The sequence below is a fragment of the Bradyrhizobium sp. Arg237L genome, assembly GCF_029990105.1.
Lineage (GTDB): Bacteria > Pseudomonadota > Alphaproteobacteria > Rhizobiales > Xanthobacteraceae > Bradyrhizobium.
The window spans coordinates 39,964-56,701 of the sequence record NZ_JAQMIL010000065.1 but is presented as its reverse complement, the minus strand read 5'-3'; the positions used below and the strand labels follow the sequence as shown (position 1 = coordinate 56,701).

The 16,738-nt window shown below is 62.6% G+C and carries 14 protein-coding genes; 8 read left to right on the top strand and 6 right to left on the bottom strand.

Translation table 11 applies throughout. The annotated features are described in order from the left end of the window. Positions 1–261 precede the first annotated feature (261 nt). A complete protein-coding gene (locus tag OZ411_RS31725) occupies positions 262–477 on the bottom strand; it encodes a hypothetical protein (RefSeq protein WP_130584061.1) in 216 nt (71 codons plus the stop codon). Between the two features lie 208 nt (positions 478–685). Here OZ411_RS31725 and OZ411_RS31720 point away from each other — a divergent pair, with 208 nt between their 5' ends. Beyond that, positions 686–1,213, top strand: a complete 528-nt coding sequence (locus OZ411_RS31720; RefSeq protein WP_282531110.1) for a DUF4112 domain-containing protein — start codon at positions 686–688, stop codon at positions 1,211–1,213. A 65-nt stretch (positions 1,214–1,278) separates the two neighbouring features. On the opposite strand, the gene OZ411_RS31715 is transcribed toward OZ411_RS31720, so the two are convergent. Continuing rightward, positions 1,279–1,569 carry a hypothetical protein gene (locus OZ411_RS31715; RefSeq protein ID WP_207234691.1) on the bottom strand — a complete coding sequence of 97 codons (291 nt, stop codon included), beginning with the start codon at positions 1,567–1,569 and terminating at the stop codon, positions 1,279–1,281. A 500-nt stretch (positions 1,570–2,069) separates the two neighbouring features. On the opposite strand from OZ411_RS31715, the gene OZ411_RS31710 reads away from it, so the two are divergent. Further along, the gene (locus tag OZ411_RS31710; RefSeq protein ID WP_282531109.1) at positions 2,070–3,680 is read left to right on the top strand and encodes an AMP-binding protein; all 1,611 of its coding nucleotides are present in this window, start codon (positions 2,070–2,072) and stop codon (positions 3,678–3,680) included. 107 nt (positions 3,681–3,787) lie between these two features. On the opposite strand, the gene OZ411_RS31705 is transcribed toward OZ411_RS31710, so the two are convergent. The 4 genes from OZ411_RS31705 to OZ411_RS31690 are packed head-to-tail and all read right to left on the bottom strand — an operon-like array spanning position 3,788 to position 5,588. Further along, positions 3,788–4,300, bottom strand: coding sequence for an SRPBCC family protein (locus OZ411_RS31705; protein WP_282531108.1), 513 nt, complete (start codon positions 4,298–4,300; stop codon positions 3,788–3,790). A 32-nt stretch (positions 4,301–4,332) separates the two neighbouring features. Continuing rightward, a complete protein-coding gene (locus OZ411_RS31700; RefSeq protein ID WP_282531107.1) occupies positions 4,333–4,800 on the bottom strand; it encodes an SRPBCC family protein in 468 nt (155 codons plus the stop codon). Positions 4,801–4,819: 19 nt separating this feature from the next. Then, positions 4,820–5,281, bottom strand: a complete 462-nt coding sequence (locus tag OZ411_RS31695) for an SRPBCC family protein (RefSeq protein WP_282531106.1) — start codon at positions 5,279–5,281, stop codon at positions 4,820–4,822. Then, positions 5,274–5,588: a metalloregulator ArsR/SmtB family transcription factor gene (locus OZ411_RS31690; RefSeq protein WP_130581284.1), complete on the bottom strand. Its 315-nt coding sequence runs from the start codon at positions 5,586–5,588 to the stop codon at positions 5,274–5,276. The genes OZ411_RS31695 and OZ411_RS31690 overlap by 8 nt, the downstream gene beginning before the upstream one ends. Before the next feature lie 144 nt (positions 5,589–5,732). Here OZ411_RS31690 and OZ411_RS31685 point away from each other — a divergent pair, with 144 nt between their 5' ends. From OZ411_RS31685 to OZ411_RS31660, 6 genes are all read left to right on the top strand, one after another. Further along, complete coding sequence (locus OZ411_RS31685; protein WP_130581283.1) at positions 5,733–6,350, top strand: LysE family translocator; 618 nt, start codon at positions 5,733–5,735, stop codon at positions 6,348–6,350. A gap of 272 nt (positions 6,351–6,622) precedes the next feature. After that, positions 6,623–9,502 (top strand): winged helix-turn-helix domain-containing protein, encoded by a 2,880-nt coding sequence (locus tag OZ411_RS31680; protein ID WP_282531105.1) that lies wholly within the window; start codon positions 6,623–6,625, stop codon positions 9,500–9,502. A 150-nt stretch (positions 9,503–9,652) separates the two neighbouring features. Then, on the top strand, positions 9,653–10,120 hold the full coding sequence (locus OZ411_RS31675) for a DUF1348 family protein (RefSeq protein ID WP_282531104.1): 468 nt from the start codon (positions 9,653–9,655) through the stop codon (positions 10,118–10,120). Between the two features lie 111 nt (positions 10,121–10,231). After that, positions 10,232–11,308: a LysR family transcriptional regulator gene (locus OZ411_RS31670; protein ID WP_282531103.1), complete on the top strand. Its 1,077-nt coding sequence runs from the start codon at positions 10,232–10,234 to the stop codon at positions 11,306–11,308. Positions 11,309–11,569: 261 nt separating this feature from the next. Further along, a complete protein-coding gene (locus OZ411_RS31665; protein WP_349017050.1) occupies positions 11,570–13,795 on the top strand; it encodes an alkaline phosphatase family protein in 2,226 nt (741 codons plus the stop codon). Between the two features lie 704 nt (positions 13,796–14,499). Further along, on the top strand, positions 14,500–16,683 hold the full coding sequence (locus OZ411_RS31660) for an ATP-binding protein (RefSeq protein WP_130581278.1): 2,184 nt from the start codon (positions 14,500–14,502) through the stop codon (positions 16,681–16,683). Positions 16,684–16,738 lie beyond the last annotated feature (55 nt).

Here is a 16,738-nt window from a genome sequence, read left to right as displayed (position 1 = left end):
ACCGGCACCCGGCTTTCCCTGCGCCCTCTGATATCGAGGAGGGTGGAAAGGTACGCAAAGCTCGGACGCAAAGCGCCGCGAGAATGCGGACTCACATCCCTCACGCTGTTTGAAATTTGAATCACAACTCGCGGCAATGCTGTAGGGTGGGCAAAGCGAAGCGTGCCCACCATCCCGAGCACGGCGCTGGATGGTGGGCACGGTGCAAGTGCGCCTTTGCCCACCCTACAGCACTATCTAACAGTCCTAGGCTGCAATGCCCTATTGCAAGCCGCTCTTATGCAAGGTGACGATCATGACGCGAATGATGCAGTCCGAGATCGTTTCGCCTTGCCGCCGTACTTGCTGCAGTCGCTCCCATGTCACCTCGTTGACCGGTATGAGCCAGTTGCCGTTTGGCAAGCGCCGTCCGGTCGGGGGCTCAACCGCGCTCTCAATCAGGGCGCGGCACTCCTCAGTGATCTCAATATTCGGCATCGCTTGATGGAAGCCCTCGCGGGATTAAAGCGGCCGGTGTTGGCCTGAGCCGACAAGATCCACCAGTTAAATCGCGGCAATGCTTTTAACTGGTATCGCGAATGAGACACTGCTAACGACGGAATCACGGCGAGTGTGCGGCCCTGCCGCGAGGTGACAGAGCGGTAATGTGACGCAACTTGTACCGCGTCCTTGCGTTACCATCTGAATGCTCATGCCCGACGACATCTTCGTGCCCAACCGCGCCCGCTCGCAGGGCCCGTTCCGCGACGCCAGGCCGCGGGGGAAAATCATCGACCAGGACGGACGCGAGATTCCGGAAGCGGCGCTGCATCCGCAGTTCGAGGCGTTCCGGCTTGATTTCGAGACCGCCAATCCGTTCGGCACTCTTACCCGTGAGCAGCGGCTGGCGCGGCTCGAGGCGATCGCGAAACTGCTCGACGTCGCCTTCATCGTACCCGGCACCAAGATCCGCTACGGCATCGACGGCCTGATTGGTCTGATCCCCGTGGTCGGCGACATCATCACGACGGCGATCTCGCTGTGGCTGGTGCGAGAAGCGCGTGCGCTGGGCGCGCCCTGGCACATCACCGCGCGGATGCTCGCCAATGTCGCGCTCGATGGCGCGGTCGGCCTGGTGCCGCTCGCGGGCGACGCGTTCGACGTCATGTTCCGCGCCAATGTCCGGAACGTGCGCATGCTCAGGCGCTGGCTGGACAAGCAGCCGCGGCTATGAGCGCAAAAAGAGAAAGCCCCCGGATCATCCCGAGGGCTTTTCGCTTGGGTCAGGGACGGATTGGTTTAAGCGGCGTCGGCGTCGGTATTGGTCTGCACCGGGCGCGGACGACGCGGCAGCGGGAACGCCTCGCTCTCATAGAGCGTGCGGATGCCGTTCTGGTCGAAACGGGCTTCCTCGACCTGCAGGTAGGCGCCGTTCAGCGAATCCGCCGGCAGCTCTTCCATGGCATACTGCACGGCTTCTGCCGCGGTGCCAAAGCGCCGATAGGCGAAACCGGCCCGCTTCTTCTTGCGAATGGCGGCGGGAAAGAGTTCGGCGGAGGTGTTAAAGTTGAACGGACGCATAGGACGCATGGTCGACGACCTCTTACTCTTCTTAGCGATAGCGCGATTGGGGGTTGGGGACGGCACGCCACAACCGGCGGCGCGCCGCACAAGTCATTTCGTCCCCTAATATAGGCTTATTTGACAAAATTGCGACCCCTGAACGGTGCCGACAGACCTCATGATGAATCCGCGCATGGCAGTAAGGAAACTCGAATAAGCTGAATTGAATCAATTGATTAGCTGAGTTCCTGCGCACCCGGGCCCGCCGGAAGGAAAGAAATCTGAGGTGATCGGCCGATGTCTCGTCCGCGCATTATTCCGCGGCGCGGCGAAGGACAGGCGGAACGACGGCCTGCAAGGATTGCACGCATCGCGACGCGTTGACGCGGCCGGCAGCGCATAAGCCGCGACGTGCAGGGGCGAAGGCTTGTGCGGGGCGCGCGGCGCTTTAAAACTGACAGTAACAACAGAGCGACCGGTCATCGCGACGCCGGTTCGCGAGGAAACGTCAGGAACGCCCGAGGATCATGCTCAAGGAAGCCGCAACCTACGACGAGCTCACCCGCAACTTCCGCTGGGACGTCCCGGCGCGCTTCAACATGGCGACCGCCTGCTGCGACCGCCATGCCGACGGCTCGGGCCGGCCCGCGCTTGTCTATGTCGACGAGGACGGCACCCAGACGCGCACCACCTTCGACGAGGTCGCGGAGATGTCGCGCCGCTTCGCCAATGTGCTGAAGGCTGACGGTCTTAAGCGCGGCGACCGCGTCGCGGTGTTCCTGTCGCAATCGCTCGAATTGCCGATCGCGCATCTTGCCGCCTTCCGCTCCGCGATGATCTCGATCCCGCTGTTCGCGCTGTTCGGCGAGGATGCGCTGGAATTTCGCCTGTCGAATTCCGAAGCGAAGGCGATCGTGACCGACGCGGCCGGCTGGGAGAAGCTCGCGAAGATCCGCGACCGCCTGCCCGAGTTGAAGAACGTCTATGTGGTCGGCGAGGAAGTCCCCGCAGGCACCAGGCCGTTCTGGCCCTCGCTGCGTGCGGCCTTGCCGGAGTTTGCGAGCGTCGACACCTCGGCCGATGATCCCGCACTCATCATCTACACGTCGGGCACCACGGGTAACCCGAAAGGCGCGCTGCACGCGCACCGCGTCGTGCTCGGCCACCTGCCGAATGTCGAGATGTGCCACAACTTCCTGCCGCGGCCCGGCGACCTGATGTGGACGCCCGCGGATTGGGCCTGGATCGGCGGCCTGATCAACGGCCTGTTCGCGTTCTGGTACCACGGCATTCCCATGGTCGGCCATCGCGCGCGCAAGTTCGAGCCGCAGGCGGCGATGCAGATGATGGCCGACCTCGGAATCCGCAACGTGTTCCTGCCGCCGACCGCGCTGAAGCTGATGCGCCAGGCGGGCGTGAAGAATTCGGGCGTGAAGCTGCGCAGCATCTTCACCGGCGGCGAGTCGCTCGGCGGCGAACTATTGGGCTGGGTGCGCGACACCTTCGGCATCGACGCCCATGAAGTGTTCGGCCAGACCGAGTGCAACCTTGTGATCGGCAGCAATTCGAACCTGTTTCCGATCCGCCCGGGTTCGATGGGCAGGGCGACACCCGGCTTCGACGTGCGCATCGTCAACGACAGAGGCGAGGAGCTGCCGCGGGGGACGCGCGGCATCATCGGCGTGCGGCAGCCGTGCCCCTGCACCATGATCGAATATTGGCGCAATCCGGAAGCGACGGCGAAGAAATATGCCGGCGAGTTCCTCCTGACCGGCGATCTCGGCGTGCAGGATGAGGATGGCTATTTCTGGTACGTCAGCCGCGAGGACGACGTCATCACCACAGCCGGCTATCGCGTCGGCCCGTCGGAGATCGAGCACACGCTGATGAAACATCCGGCGGTCGCGATGTCGGCCGTGGTCGGCATTCCCGATCCGATCAGGACCGAGTCGATCAAGGCCTGGATCGTGCTCCGCCCCGGTTATGCCCCAAGCGACACGCTCGCCCGCGAGATCCAGGACTTTGTCAAAGTGCAACTCGCCGCCCACGAATATCCGCGCTTCGTCGAGTTCGCGGAGTCGTTGCCGATGACCGCGACCGGCAAGGTGCTGCGCCGCGAGTTACGGGCGCGGGGGTAACGTCGTAGCCCGGGTGGAGCGAAGCGCAACCCGGGACGCCGGTCTCGGTTTTGCGAGCGGCCCCGGGTTACGCTGGCGCTCCACCCGGGCTACGGGACCGTCGCGACTTACGGCGTCGCGATTCCCAATTCCTTCAGCGCCGCCAGCATCCGTGCCGGCGGCTGCATCTGGATGACGAGGGCATTGCCGGTTTCCAGCAAGCTCTTGAGGCTGGAGAGGATCGCGGGCCAGCCGGCGCGGCCGCCGGAGAGGATATCGTCGCTGAGCGGCCGGTCGTGCGATTGCAGGAGCGTCAGCTTGACCGCGTCGCCGGCCTGCTCGATCTCATAGGTCACGAGCGTCGGCCCGAGCTTTTCCACCAGCGCCGGCCAGTTGACGTTGAAGGTCACCGTCAGCTTCCGCGCCGGCTCGCATGCGATCACCTCGCCGGTGATGTGCGGCGCGCCATCGGGCGTACGCACCATGAATGCGCCGCCCACGCGGAGATCGACCTCGACCGCGTTGCCGGAAAAATACTTCCGGCTGAACTCGGCACTGGTCAGCGCCTCCCAGACCTTCTCCGGTGTGGACGCGATGTAGATCGTGTAGACGATCGCCGGCTTGAATTTCTCGATATTCATGTCCTCTCGAATCCTCCGATAGATCTTCATTTCTATTCGAACCCTTCGATCTCAAGCGCACGAGGCGGGATCGCCAACACTTTCCCGGTCTCGAGCAGGGTCTTGAGCCCCGAGAGGATCGCCGGCCATCCCTTGGAAATGCCATCGAAGAGCTTGCTGCCTTTGGCGAAGCCTTCATGCGTCACGGTCAGCTTCACGAGGTCGCCGTGGGGCTCGATGGTGAAGGTGACCTTGGTTGGCGGCTCCTTGCGCATCTCCTCATCGAGCTGATGCTTGAAGGTGTAGGCGAGACGTCGCGGCCGGTCTGCCTCGAGGATTTCGCCCACATCCGTCGTGGTGCCGTTCGTGACCAGCGCGAACGGGGAGCCCACCTTCCAGTCGGATTTCACTTCCGTGTTGAACCAGTAACGCCTGGTGAACTCGCTATTGGTCAGCGCCTCCCACACTTTCTCGGGCGTGGTCTCGATATAGGTGACGTATATGAATTCCGGTTTGGACATCTTGAACCCTCCCGCGAAGCTACTCGCCGCTCTTCCAACGTCGGCGCGTCATCGGCATTGACGCGCCGGTCTCCAGCAGCGTTTTCATGCTCGACAGAATCGGGGGCCAGCCGGCGCTGACGCCGCGCAGCATCTCGTCGTCGAGTTCGCTATGCACAACCGTCAGCCTGGTCGAGCCGAACTGTTCCTCGATCGTGAAGGTGACGCGGGAGACCTTGTCGGGATCGCCGAGATTCTCCGGCCGCGCCCAGCTCAGCACGAGCCGGTGCGGACGCTCGCGCTCGATGACGGTGCCGGCGATCGCGACCTTGGAGGGATCGTCGTAATCCTCATGCTGCCACTTCGCGCCCTTGCTCCAATCGGAGCTGTTGCGATGCCTGCCCCAATAATCCTTGGTCATCTCCGGATCGATCAGCGCATCCCAGACCTTTTCGCAGGAAGCTTCGATATAGATCACATAGACGAATTCCGGCTTACTCATCGCGCTCCTCCAGTTGCCGTTTCAATTCGCCGAGCGCGACCAGCTTGGCGCGCTCGAATTTCCTGATCCACCGCTCGCCGATCTGATGGATCGGAACCGGGTTGAGGTAGTGCAGTTTCTCGCGGCCATGCTTGAACGTGGTGACGAGATTGGCCTGTTCGAGAATCGCAAGGTGCTTGGTGACCGCCTGCCGCGTCATGGCGAGGCCTTCGCACAGTTCGTTCAGCGTCTGTCCGTTTCTGGCGTGAAGCCTGTCCAGGAGCGACCGCCGCGATGCGTCCGCCAGCGCTTTGAAGACTTCGTCCATGTGCGCCACAATAGGCAACCAAATGGTTGCATGTCAAGCGCGACGTCATCGAGCAGTCGGATGGCGCAGCTCTTCGCTCTTCTTATCGGGTGTGGCTTGCGCTAGAACGGGGACACCCGAGTTCCCGCTCCGAGCAGTTCCGCCATGTCCCTGCAAGCCTATCTCGCCTACGTCGCCGCCTGCATTGCGCTCGCTTTGCTGCCCGGCCCGATCGTCACGCTGGTGATCGCCAACGGCCTGCGCCACGGCACCCGCGCGGCGCTGACCAATGTGCTGGGCGCGCAGGCGGGACTGGCGATCGTGATCGGCGTCGTCGCCGTCGGTCTCACCTCGCTGATGGCGACCATGGGCTACTGGTTCGACTGGGTGCGCTTTGCCGGCGCGGCTTACCTGGTCTGGCTCGGCATCAAGCTGATCCGCTCCCCGGTCGAGGACCTGAGCGCGGATGAGCCGCCACCGCCGCCGCGCGGCGGATTCTTCCTGCAAGGATTTCTGGTGCTGCTGTCGAACCCGAAAGTGCTGGTGTTCTTCGGCGCCTTCATTCCGCAGTTCGTGGACCTGAACAAGGATCACCTCCCGCAAGTGGCGCTGCTCGGCGTGACCTTTATGGTGACGGCGGCGATGAGCGACATGATCTACGCATTGCTCGCCGGCCGCGCGCGAAAATTCTTTTCCAAGCAGCGGACGCGCCTGGTCTCGCGTGTCTCGGGCGGCTTCATGATCGGCGGCGGCATCTGGCTCGCGTTGACGCGGGCGCGCTAGCGCGCCTTGGACTTGACGAATTCGAATCTGCGAATCTGTTTCCGAGCTTCACGCGGGTTCCCCAGCCCGGCGGATCGAGGCGAGCGGCGACGGCTGTCGCGTGCCTTGATTGACACCATCGTATACTTGTCCTCGCGTGCGGTTAGGGCGTGTTAATAGGCGGCTAGTTCCATCGGCAGAGGGCATGCCGCCAGGTGTGCGTGAGCAACTGCTCCACCGGACGGAGCGCCGTAGATCCGCGAGCGGACAACGGAGCAGATCGAGCGGTGGGGTTGAAGGTCGAGGTCGCTACCTTGCAGCAACGCGCCAACGAAGGTGAGGCGTTCCAGTTCGGGCCGTTTCGTCTGGCCGTGTCCGAAAGGCTGCTCATGAACGGTGACGTTCAGGTGTCGCTGGGCAGCCGCGCGCTCGATGTCCTGATTGCCTTGGTGGAACGGGCAGGGGAGGTCGTGAGCCACCGGGAATTGATCAAGCGGGTCTGGCCGGATGTCATCGTCGAAGAGGCCAGCCTTCGGGTTTCCGTTGCAGGGATCCGCAGAGCGCTCGGGGATGGTCGCGACGGTGCACGCTACATCACCAACGTTCCCGGCCGCGGATATTGCTTTGTTGCACCGGTCCAGCGCTTGGTGCAGGGCGGCCAGTCCACGGCTACGCCTGTCGGGCGTGGCAGGATCCAGACCCTGCCTGCGCGTTTGCAGCGGATGATTGGTCGCGACGAGACTGTCGAAGCTTTGCGCTTGGAACTAATGTCCCGGCGGTTCGTCAGCATTGTCGGGCCCGGCGGGGTCGGAAAAACCACGGTGGCTGTCGCCGTCGCGCATGGGCTGGCGGACGAGTTCCGCGACGCGGTCTGCTTCGTGGACCTCAGCGCGCTGCAGGAGCGTGCGCTCGTTGTTCCGGCCGTCGCTTCAGCGGTTGGATGCCTCGCGCATACGCAGGACTCGCTATCGCGGCTGCTCGCATTTCTTGCCGACAAGCGCCTTCTATTGGTTCTCGATAGCTGCGAGCATGTGATTGAGGCTGTCGCCATCCTGGCGGAGGGCGTGTTCCGCCAAGCGCCGCTCATCCACATCATCGCGACCAGCCGCGAATCCCTCCGCGTTGAAGGCGAGAACGTTCATCCGCTTCGCTCTCTCGACAGTCCAACGAGCGGGACGGCGCTGACAGCGGCCAAGGCACTGGCCTCTCCTGCTGTACGGCTCTTCATGGACCGGGCCGCCGCCGGCGGATATCGGGACGAGCTCACCGACGAGGACGCGCCCATCGTCGCCGATATTTGTCGCCAGCTTGACGGGATGCCGCTGGCGATCGAACTGACGGCCAGCAGGGCGAGCACTTACGGCATCGGCGGACTGGCAGAGCTGATCGGCGACCGCTTGATGCTGCTTTGGCAGGGGCGGCGCAGTGTGCCACGGCACCAGACGCTGCAGGCCATGCTCGACTGGAGCTACGATCTCCTGTCGGATCGCGAGAAAGCGATATTGTGCGCGCTATCCGTCTTTGTCGGTGCTTTTACGATGGAAATGGCGCAAGCCGTCGTGGCAGAAGCGGACCGCGATGAGCTGCAGTTTGCAACCATCGCAAGCCTGGTCGACAAGTCGTTGATCTCGGTCTCGCTGACGGGAGGCGCAAGCTGGTATCGGCTGCTTGATACGACGCGGGCATATGCCGCGGTCAGGTTGAAGGAGCTGGGGGCAGCGAACGCAACTGCAAGACGACATGCACTCTACTACGCCGAACGCCTCGCGGGACTCCGGGGCAGCACGCTGCGGGATCGCGATCTAACGCCTTACTCGCGACAGATAGGTGACATCAGAGCCGCACTCGAGTGGAGTTTTTCGCCGTCAGGCGACAGGTCGGTTGGTGTGGCGTTGGGCGCCGGCGCGGTGCCCCTGTTCCTTGGAATGTCGATGCTGAGCGAATGTCGCTGGTGGTGCCTGCAAACGATAGATGCACTGTCAGAGGAGGATCGCGGAACAAAGCTCGAACTGAGGCTCCAACTGCCATTGGCGACATCATCGATCCACGCTCATAGTGACAGCGTGGAGGTGGGGACAGCACTGGAGCGGGGACTGAGCCTTGCCGATTCCATGGGCGATGCCGACTACCAGTTGGAATTTCTGGCCGGTCTCAATCTTTATCGCGCTCGGCTCGCGGATTCTGGCGGCTCGTTGGCGGTAGCGCAACGTTACGCTGCCATAGCCAGGGAATTGGGCCGGCCGCGGGAAGTCGTGATGGCCGAGTGGATGCTTGGCGCGAGTTATCATCTGGTAGGAGAGCAGGCGGCTGCCCAGCAAAGCTATAAAAGAGGCTTCGAGCACGCAGCGGCTGCCGGCGTGAGCGAGCTGCATTCCTTCGGATACGATCATCAGGTGCGAGCGTTTGTCGGTTACGCGCGGACATTGTGGGACTGCGGCCTTCCGGATCAGGCGGCTCAATTTGCATATAGAGCTATCGAGGTCGCCGAAAGGAAAGAGCATCCTATCTCGCTTTGCATCTGCCTAGTCTTTGTCGCGCCGGTGTTTCTGTGGCGGGGAGATCGGCAGATCGCGGAAGAGCTCGTAGAACGACTCATTACCTACGCTGGCAGGTACTCGCTCGCCATGTACAGGGCCGGCGGCCTGGGCTTGCGTGGAGCGCTTATGCTGGAGAGAGGGGATACAGAGCCTGGCATCAAGACCCTGCGTGAAGCTCTGTCCACCTTGCGAACCGAGCAGCGAAACATCCTCTTGCCATCCAATTCGCGCGCCTTGGCCGAAGGTCTCGCCCGCACCGGCAACTCGGCAGAAGCCACCAGCATTATCGATGCGGCCGTAGCCAACGCATTGCGCGGCTCCGGAACCTTCGAACTGCCCGATTTGCTGCGGGCTCGCGCGACGGTGCTGCTCGCGGCGTCACCAGCGAACTGGCCGGCGGCGGAGGCATCGCTCAAGGACTCGCTCGACTGCGCCAGGCAACAGCACGCTCTTGGATGGGAGCTGCGTTCCGCGATGGCATTGGCGCGCCTGTGGATGGAGCATGGGCGCGTGGACGAAGCACGATCGCTGCTGGGCGACGTGTACGGACAATTTACGGAAGGATTCGAAACCGCTGACCTGAAAGAGGCAGAACGTCAGCTTCGCGTTGTCGGAGCCCGGATGTCATATCCTTGACGTACTTCGTTCTCGCGAGGCCAGCCACGTCCGATGTTGCAGCGCAGCATCATCGCCAAACGTGAGTTTTACAGTTTCTTACACCAATAAACTCGTAGCCAGTCCGGTGCTGCTCCACTCTGCGTTCCTGTCGTCCGCGGAGCAACGGCCATGTCACCACGCTTCCCCTTGCCACCCTTTACTTGGGACACCGCGATAGCGAAGGTCCGAGCTATCGAGGACTGCTGGAATGGCCGCGAGCCCGTTCGGGTGGCACTGGACTACACGGTCGACAGCTTCTGGCGAGATCACCTCGAATTTTTCTCCGGACGCGCCGCCATCGAGGCGTTTTTGGCGCGCAAGTGGGTAAAGCAGTTGGAGTACCGGCTGATCAATGAAGTGTGGGCCTTTGCCGACAATCGGATCGCGGCGCGGTCTGCCTATGAATATTGCGACAGCGAAGGAAACTGGTTCAGGGCCTATGGAAACGAAAACTGGGAGCTCGATCCGGATGGGCTGATACGCCGGCGTATCGCCAGCATCAGCGAGCAGCCGATCGCTGAGGCCGACCGGATGTTCCTGTGGCAGTTGGGACGCAGGCCCAATGACCACCCTGAGCTCAGCGATTTCGACTTTTGAGACGCTTGGAGCGCAGCTTTCTGACAACAGGCGGATCCTGCTCGTTCTCCTCCCCGCCTGAGATTGGATCCGCCGAGCTAAAGCCGAAGCAATCATCTGAGTGGTCCAGCGATGACGACACAGTTCAACCGGCTTGATCTGAACCTCTTGCGCGTGTTCGACGCTGTCATGGAGGAACGAAGCGTGTTACGCGCGGGTCAAAGGATTTGCCTTAGTCAGTCGGCCGTCAGTCACGCTCTCGCTCGGTTGCGGGAAATGCTGGGCGACGAATTGTTTGTCCGCACGGCGGCTGGAATGCAGCCGACTGCGCGTGCGCTTGCCATGGCGCCATTGATCCGGGAAGCATGGAAATCACTGGAAACGGCGATCGGCCTGCCGAGATTCGAGCCCGGCAGATCGGCCAGGCGGTTCACGATCGCGGTGAGCGATTTTGTGACCATGGTTATGGTGCCTGATCTCCTCCGCTTGTTGACGCAAGAGGCGCCGTTTGTCGACCTCGTGATCCGTCCGGACTGTCGGATCGACCTGACCGAGCAGATCGATCTCGGACTGATCGACGCCGCAATCGGAACTTTCCCGGACGTTCCAGCACGCTTCCAGTCGAGCTCGCTGTTCGCGTATGACGATGTTCTCATCGCCCATTCTTCGCGGAAGCTTGGCAGGCTGTCGCTCGAAGCGTTGTCCGGCCTATCCATCGCCGCGGTGTCGCTGCACGGCGAGCACGAAGGGCTCGTGAACGGCTTCGTATCCGAACGTGGGTTGGCTCGCCGGCCCGAAATGTACGATCGAGCGGCGCTCGAACAGGCCTTCGCCGGATCGCAGCGAGGTCCGCGTATCGCGATTTCGCTGTCGCACTTTCTCGCGCTGCCCGCTCTGCTCGAGGATACCGAGCTCGCCGCGATCGTACCGCGGCCACTCGCGAGGTCATTGGCCCGCATCCACCTATTATCGACGTACGAGCTGCCCTACAAGACGAGCTTGGTGGACGTTGGCGTTCTCTGGCATGAACGCAATACGAACGATGCGCCGCAGCAGTGGCTGCGCGAGGTGCTGAGGCGGGCAACCGGGGCGCTGCGCGCAAGTCCTGTTTCCCATCAGCGGCCATGCGTCCATCCCCCTCCGGCGACCTCGATTGCGCGCTTTGTTGCACCGATATCATCGCGCGCCGGCGAAGTAGCAGGGGCATGAATGCAGACGGAACTGCCCTTCCCACGAGGCCGGCATGATCGGAATCCTGAGCTCTTCGGTCGTGCGCCTGAGGATTTTGCGCGGTCAATCACGGGAAGGTCGCCCTCGAGTCGCTCGTGCTAGCATCATGGTGGCGTTGTCGCCGCAACGTTACACGTGTCGCCGAAGCGTCACATGCGCGTCGTCAGCCAAGCCCGATAATCGCTGCGTCGTTTCCGACCAAAACTAGCGCTGATTGCGCAGCGAAAATGGGGCGTCCATATGAACTTGAAGAGTTTTCTCTCCTTGATATTGGCAATGTCGCTCGCTGCATCGCTGACCGGCGTTGCCGCGCCGGCGCACGCCGATAACGACGGCGGCAACCGCGACCACGGCGACAACCGCGACCATGATCATGACGGCGATCAGGACGGGAACCATCATGGCCGTAAGTCGCCGCGAGTGGTGGTGATCTCGCTCGACGGCGCCAAGCCCGATTTCATCCGGCAGTTCATCGACGAGGGCGTGCTGCCGCGTGACGGCGGCCTGGCGCGGCTGAGCCGCCGCGGCGCGGTGGCGGAGCAGAACGTGACGGCGTCGCCGTCGCTCACCGCGGTGTCGCACATCGAAATCGCCACCGGCTCGACGGCGGTCCACAACGACATCCCGTCGAACACCTTCCAGGCGATCGTCGGGCCGATCTCATCGAGCATCAGCGGATTTGCGGCACCGATCGGCGGCTATCGCGAGAGCCCGCTCGGGCCTTCGCCGCGGCCGACAGCGTTGCCGCTGTGGGTGCAGTTGCGCCAACAGGGCAAGAAGGTGATCACCGCGACGTGGCCAGGCGGCGACGGCGCCGACATCTCCATCAACAACACGGTGGTGCAACCGGCCCAGCCGATCCGCGTCACCGACTTCACCGTGCCGTTCGGGGCGTTCGGCGGCATCGGAGCCCAGGGCTTCTCGCTGTCCCGGGGGGACTTCACGTCCGATCCGGCTGTTGTCACGGCGCTCCAGGCGGCCGGCCACTTCTCGTTCAGCCCGGTGCTGGTGACCTCGGCGCCGGTCGAGACATTCTCGTGCTCCTCGGCGTCGACTGCGACCTGCACCAATGCGGCGACGCTCGACGTCAAGTATGCGATCCGCGTGGCGGCGCTCGACACCACCAATGACCGCAAGGTGAACTACGACACCCTGGTGTTCTTCGACACGGCCCGCGGTATCACGGCAGGACCGTTCCACGCCCCGTCGACCGGACCGGCCTACGTCAAGCTCGGCGGCGAGAATGCGCCGTTCTTCTTCGAAGGCAGCGGGGCCAAGGTCGGCGCCGCGTACTTCGTCTCGGCGCTGGCGCCCGATCTTTCGGTCGTGCGTTTCGCCCGCTACGGTGCCAACTTCATCCCGCGCAACGCGGCGGTGCTGGCCGATGTCGACGACATCAACAACAATGTCGGGTTCTGGCGTCCGCAGGCTGACTTCCGCATTCCGGAGCGGCTGAGCCCGGGCTTCACCAACTTCCCCGACCTCGAGATCGAGACGATGTTCGAGGACATGGTGAAGACCTTCGTGCGCTACCAGGCGAACATTGGCGAGCGCGCGATCCGGAACCATCCCGACGCCGACCTGGTGATGATCTATATCGAGCAGCCCGACGGCTCCGAGCATCAGTTCCTGCTCACCGACCGCCGCCAGGGCACCAACCCGACCGACCCGAACTCGATCGGCGCCAACCAGGATCCGGCCAAGGTCGCGCGGTACGCTTCGTACATCCGCTTCGCCTATCAGACGGCCGACAAGGCGGTGAAGCAGATCGCCGATGCGGCGGGCCGCGACAGCAACGTCATCGTGGTGTCGGACCACGGCTTCGCGCCGTTCCACACCTCGGTCAGCCTGACCAACATCCTGCGCAATGCCGGCATCGACACCACCAAGATCGCGATCCGCACCTCAGGTCCGGCGGCCAACATCTACGTCAACCTGCAGAACCGCGAGTTGGGCGGCACCGTCGATCTGGCGGCCTACAAGGCGCTGGTAACGCAGATCACCGACGCGGTGAAGAACGCGACCGATCCCAACCCGAAGTTCAACTTTTCGCTCAAGGACGGGCGGATCTTCACCGTGGTCGAGACCCGGCCGCTGCAGTGCGAGGAAGGGACCGGGGAGTGCACCAGCAAGACCATCGGCCAGGATTTCGGCGATGTGTTCGCGCTGATGGCCCCGGGCTACAACTTCGACGGCATCCAGAACCCCGGCGTCGCCCGCCTCGGCGATGCGCCGTTCAATGCGGCAACGACCATGCTGTCGATGCCGAACTTCTACGGCGCCCATGGCCACGATCCCGAGCTGCCGGTGATGAGCGCGACCTTCATCGCCGCCGGCCCGCAGATCCGCAAGGACGCCACGATCCGCCGCATGCGCAACACCGACGTGGCGCCGACCGTCATGCAGATCCTGGGAGTCACGCCCCACCGCGTCGACGGCGAGGTGCTGCGCGAGATCCTGCGCTGAAAACCGGCGCGCGATCCTCAAACTCGTCCGATGGGCGCCGACCAGCGCCCATCGGAACTGGCCTCGTTGTGCAGCTCAGCCGTTTCTCCGAGGCCCTGCTCCATACGCGTGGAAGCGGGTTCCTCGTTGCTGCACGTCCTGGCCTCTCTTCGCCAATTTTTTGGCCGCTCGCCTACAATCGCAATCGTTTCCCGGCGGACTGAAACAGCTCTGTAATGCGGCCGGTTCAGTTTTTACGGCAGAAGATTGGTAGCGGGACAGCAGTTCAATGAGAATCGCTCTATCGCCCTGACGTGCCAAGGGCCAACCCGACCGATAGATCGGCCTTCCTCGTCCCCGCGGAGCCGTGGACCTGCGGGGCCAACTCCAGCGATGTCGAGCGCCCAGTCTGAGGACGCTGCATTGGGCCGTAGGGTTCAATGGTTCGTGAGGCTGTTGAATGTTACCCGTGCCGCCATAGGCTCACCCGCCGCCAGTCTTCTCGTCGCTCTGCCATCCCTGGCATCGACATGGGCCAACCTGCTTTCACGGCCGTGGGTGCCACTTCTCCGCGACGAACTGGTCAATGAAGGCTCGGAATAGCGCCACAGCTTGATGGCGTTATTTCCGATTGCAGTTCGGAGAACTCTTCATGCAATGGCGCTTGTCGGTGGACTGGGCACGGTCGGTCTGATGCCACCGATCATGCGTAGGAAAAGGTCGAAATGAGCAGCCTGTTATCACGCTTATTCGCGCTGGTGGCAGTCGCCATACTGCCCGCAATCGCGATACAGGCGTACAATGAAATCGACCTGCGTCGTACGCGCCAAGTTGAAGTACAGGACGAGGTATTGGGGCTCGCCAAGCTCGCCGCCGCTGAGCAGCAGCAGATCGTCCTGGGAGTTCGTCAGGCTATGACTGCGCTTTCGGAGCTTCCGGCGATAAAGGAGAAGGACGTCCAGGGATGCAACGCTTACCTTTCCAGGATCAAGCAACGATACCCGGAGTTCATCGTCTTTATCGTGGTCGACATCAATGGCAACTCCTTCTGCGACTCAACCAGAGAGCATAAGCCATCTACCGCCGCTGGACGTGCCTACTTCGCCAGCGTCGTAAAAACCGGACAATTCACGGTCGGAGAGTTCGCAGTCGGCCGAACCACCGGTCGCAACGTCCTCCAGTTTGCGCTGCCATTCTACGACGATCAGGACCGCATGGGCGGCATCGTCGTAGCGGCTCTCAGCCTCGATTGGCTTGCTGACTACATCGCGAAAAAGGGCGTTCCCACGGGAGCCGCGCTTGCCATCACGGACCGCAACGGCATCTGTCTCGCTCGCTATCCTGACAATGCCCTGTTCGTCGGCAAGAAGCTGCCCGCCGGGAAGGATCCGACGCTCTCCAACGGGACTGTAGAGGATATGGTCAACATTGACGGCGTGCGAAGAATTGTCGGATTCGCCGCTGTGGGGGAAGATCTTCTTGTCAGCTACGGCCTTGGCAAGGCGCAGACTTTCACCAAGATCGAACATCGCACGCAGCGCGACGTGTTGTTCATCTTCATGGGCGCCCTGGTCGTTTTGATCCTGACGGCGTGGGGCGCCCAACGGTTCATCCAGCGCCCGTTTGCACAATTGGTTGACGCTGCGAACCGATGGCGGCTCGGCGAATTCGGCCGGCGTCTGGACATCCCGGGCAATTCGGAAATCGCACGGGTCGCCAGGGCATTCAACGCCATGGCCGATGCGCTGAAGCACCGTGAGCACGAATTGTCCGAAGCGAGGGAGCAGTTCCATCAGAGCCAGAAGATGGAGAGCGTCGGTCAGCTCACCGGCGGCGTCGCGCACGACTTCAACAATCTGCTCACGGTGGTCTCCGCGAACCTCGAACTCATCGAGGCGGGCGATGATATCGGCAAGATCCGGCACTTCGCCGCGGCTGCACGGCGTGCTGTCGATCGGGGGGCAAAGCTGACGGCGCAGCTTCTCGCCTTCTCGCGACGGCAGATATTGAATCCGAGGCCGGTCAACACAAACCAGCTTGTTTCCGAGTTCCAGGGAATCATTCGCAAGGCGGTTGGGGAGGCATGCCGGGTCAAGGTGTGGACCAGTGAAGGATTGTGGCTGTGCCATGTCGACCCGGCGCGGCTGGAGACCGCTCTCCTCAACCTGGCGCTGAACGCGCGCGACGCCATGCCCAATGGCGGCGTGCTCGACATCGAGATGAAGAACGTCGTCGTGGGCGAAGGAGCCGTGGCGGGGTGCTTGCCCGGATCGTACGTCAGGCTGTCCGTTAGGGACACTGGTTCTGGAATGCCTCCCGAGGTGCGGAACCGGGTGTTCGAGCCATTCTTCACAACGAAGGAGGTCGGCAAGGGCAGCGGGCTCGGCCTTAGCATGGTCTACGGCTTTGTCCGTCAGTCCGGGGGGCACATTGCCGTCGAAAGCGCATTGGGAAAGGGGACCACTGTTTCTCTCTACTTGCCGAGAGCCACGCAAACGCCTTCCGTCGAACTGGACGACGTCCGATCCCAAGCGTTTCCGGCCGGTTCGGAGCGAGTCCTGGTTGTCGAGGACAACGACGATCTTCTGGACCTCACGTCGGCGATGCTGACCAGGTCGGGCTATCAGGTTCGTTGCGCTCGCAATGGCACGGAAGCGCTTCGGCTGCTCCGGAGCGAGGAATTTGACCTCCTGCTGAGCGACATCGTGATGCCAAACGGGATCAACGGCATTGAGGTTGCCCGCGAAGCGAGGAAATTGAACAAAGGCATCAAGATCCTGCTTGCCTCGGGCTATGCGGGCGACGCGCTGGACCGACATCAGGCGGTAGGCGAATTTCCGATTATCGACAAACCGTTCCGCATGTCAGAATTGGCGGCGCGCTTGCGGTCAATCCTGCACGAAGCTTGAGCGGCTTTCGCGCCGTTGCTTCCGGATCGGCAGCGGTCCGCTACGGGGGTCAGAA

What these genes read in the sequence shown, in the direction of transcription:
- OZ411_RS31725 (WP_130584061.1), bottom strand. Translation starts at nt 477, where the DNA reads ATGCCGAATATTGAGATCACTGAGGAGTGCCGCGCCCTGATTGAGAGC.
- OZ411_RS31685 (WP_130581283.1), top strand. Translation starts at nt 5,733, where the DNA reads ATGTCCCTGCAAGCCTATCTCGCCTACGTCGCCGCCTGCATTGCGCTC.
- OZ411_RS31660 (WP_130581278.1), top strand. Translation starts at nt 14,500, where the DNA reads ATGAGCAGCCTGTTATCACGCTTATTCGCGCTGGTGGCAGTCGCCATA.
- OZ411_RS31705 (WP_282531108.1), bottom strand. Translation starts at nt 4,300, where the DNA reads ATGAATATCGAGAAATTCAAGCCGGCGATCGTCTACACGATCTACATC.
- OZ411_RS31670 (WP_282531103.1), top strand. Translation starts at nt 10,232, where the DNA reads ATGACGACACAGTTCAACCGGCTTGATCTGAACCTCTTGCGCGTGTTC.
- OZ411_RS31720 (WP_282531110.1), top strand. Translation starts at nt 686, where the DNA reads ATGCTCATGCCCGACGACATCTTCGTGCCCAACCGCGCCCGCTCGCAG.
- OZ411_RS31665 (WP_349017050.1), top strand. Translation starts at nt 11,570, where the DNA reads ATGAACTTGAAGAGTTTTCTCTCCTTGATATTGGCAATGTCGCTCGCT.
- OZ411_RS31710 (WP_282531109.1), top strand. Translation starts at nt 2,070, where the DNA reads ATGCTCAAGGAAGCCGCAACCTACGACGAGCTCACCCGCAACTTCCGC.
- OZ411_RS31715 (WP_207234691.1), bottom strand. Translation starts at nt 1,569, where the DNA reads ATGCGTCCTATGCGTCCGTTCAACTTTAACACCTCCGCCGAACTCTTT.
- OZ411_RS31700 (WP_282531107.1), bottom strand. Translation starts at nt 4,800, where the DNA reads ATGTCCAAACCGGAATTCATATACGTCACCTATATCGAGACCACGCCC.
- OZ411_RS31695 (WP_282531106.1), bottom strand. Translation starts at nt 5,281, where the DNA reads ATGAGTAAGCCGGAATTCGTCTATGTGATCTATATCGAAGCTTCCTGC.
- OZ411_RS31690 (WP_130581284.1), bottom strand. Translation starts at nt 5,588, where the DNA reads ATGGACGAAGTCTTCAAAGCGCTGGCGGACGCATCGCGGCGGTCGCTC.
- OZ411_RS31675 (WP_282531104.1), top strand. Translation starts at nt 9,653, where the DNA reads ATGTCACCACGCTTCCCCTTGCCACCCTTTACTTGGGACACCGCGATA.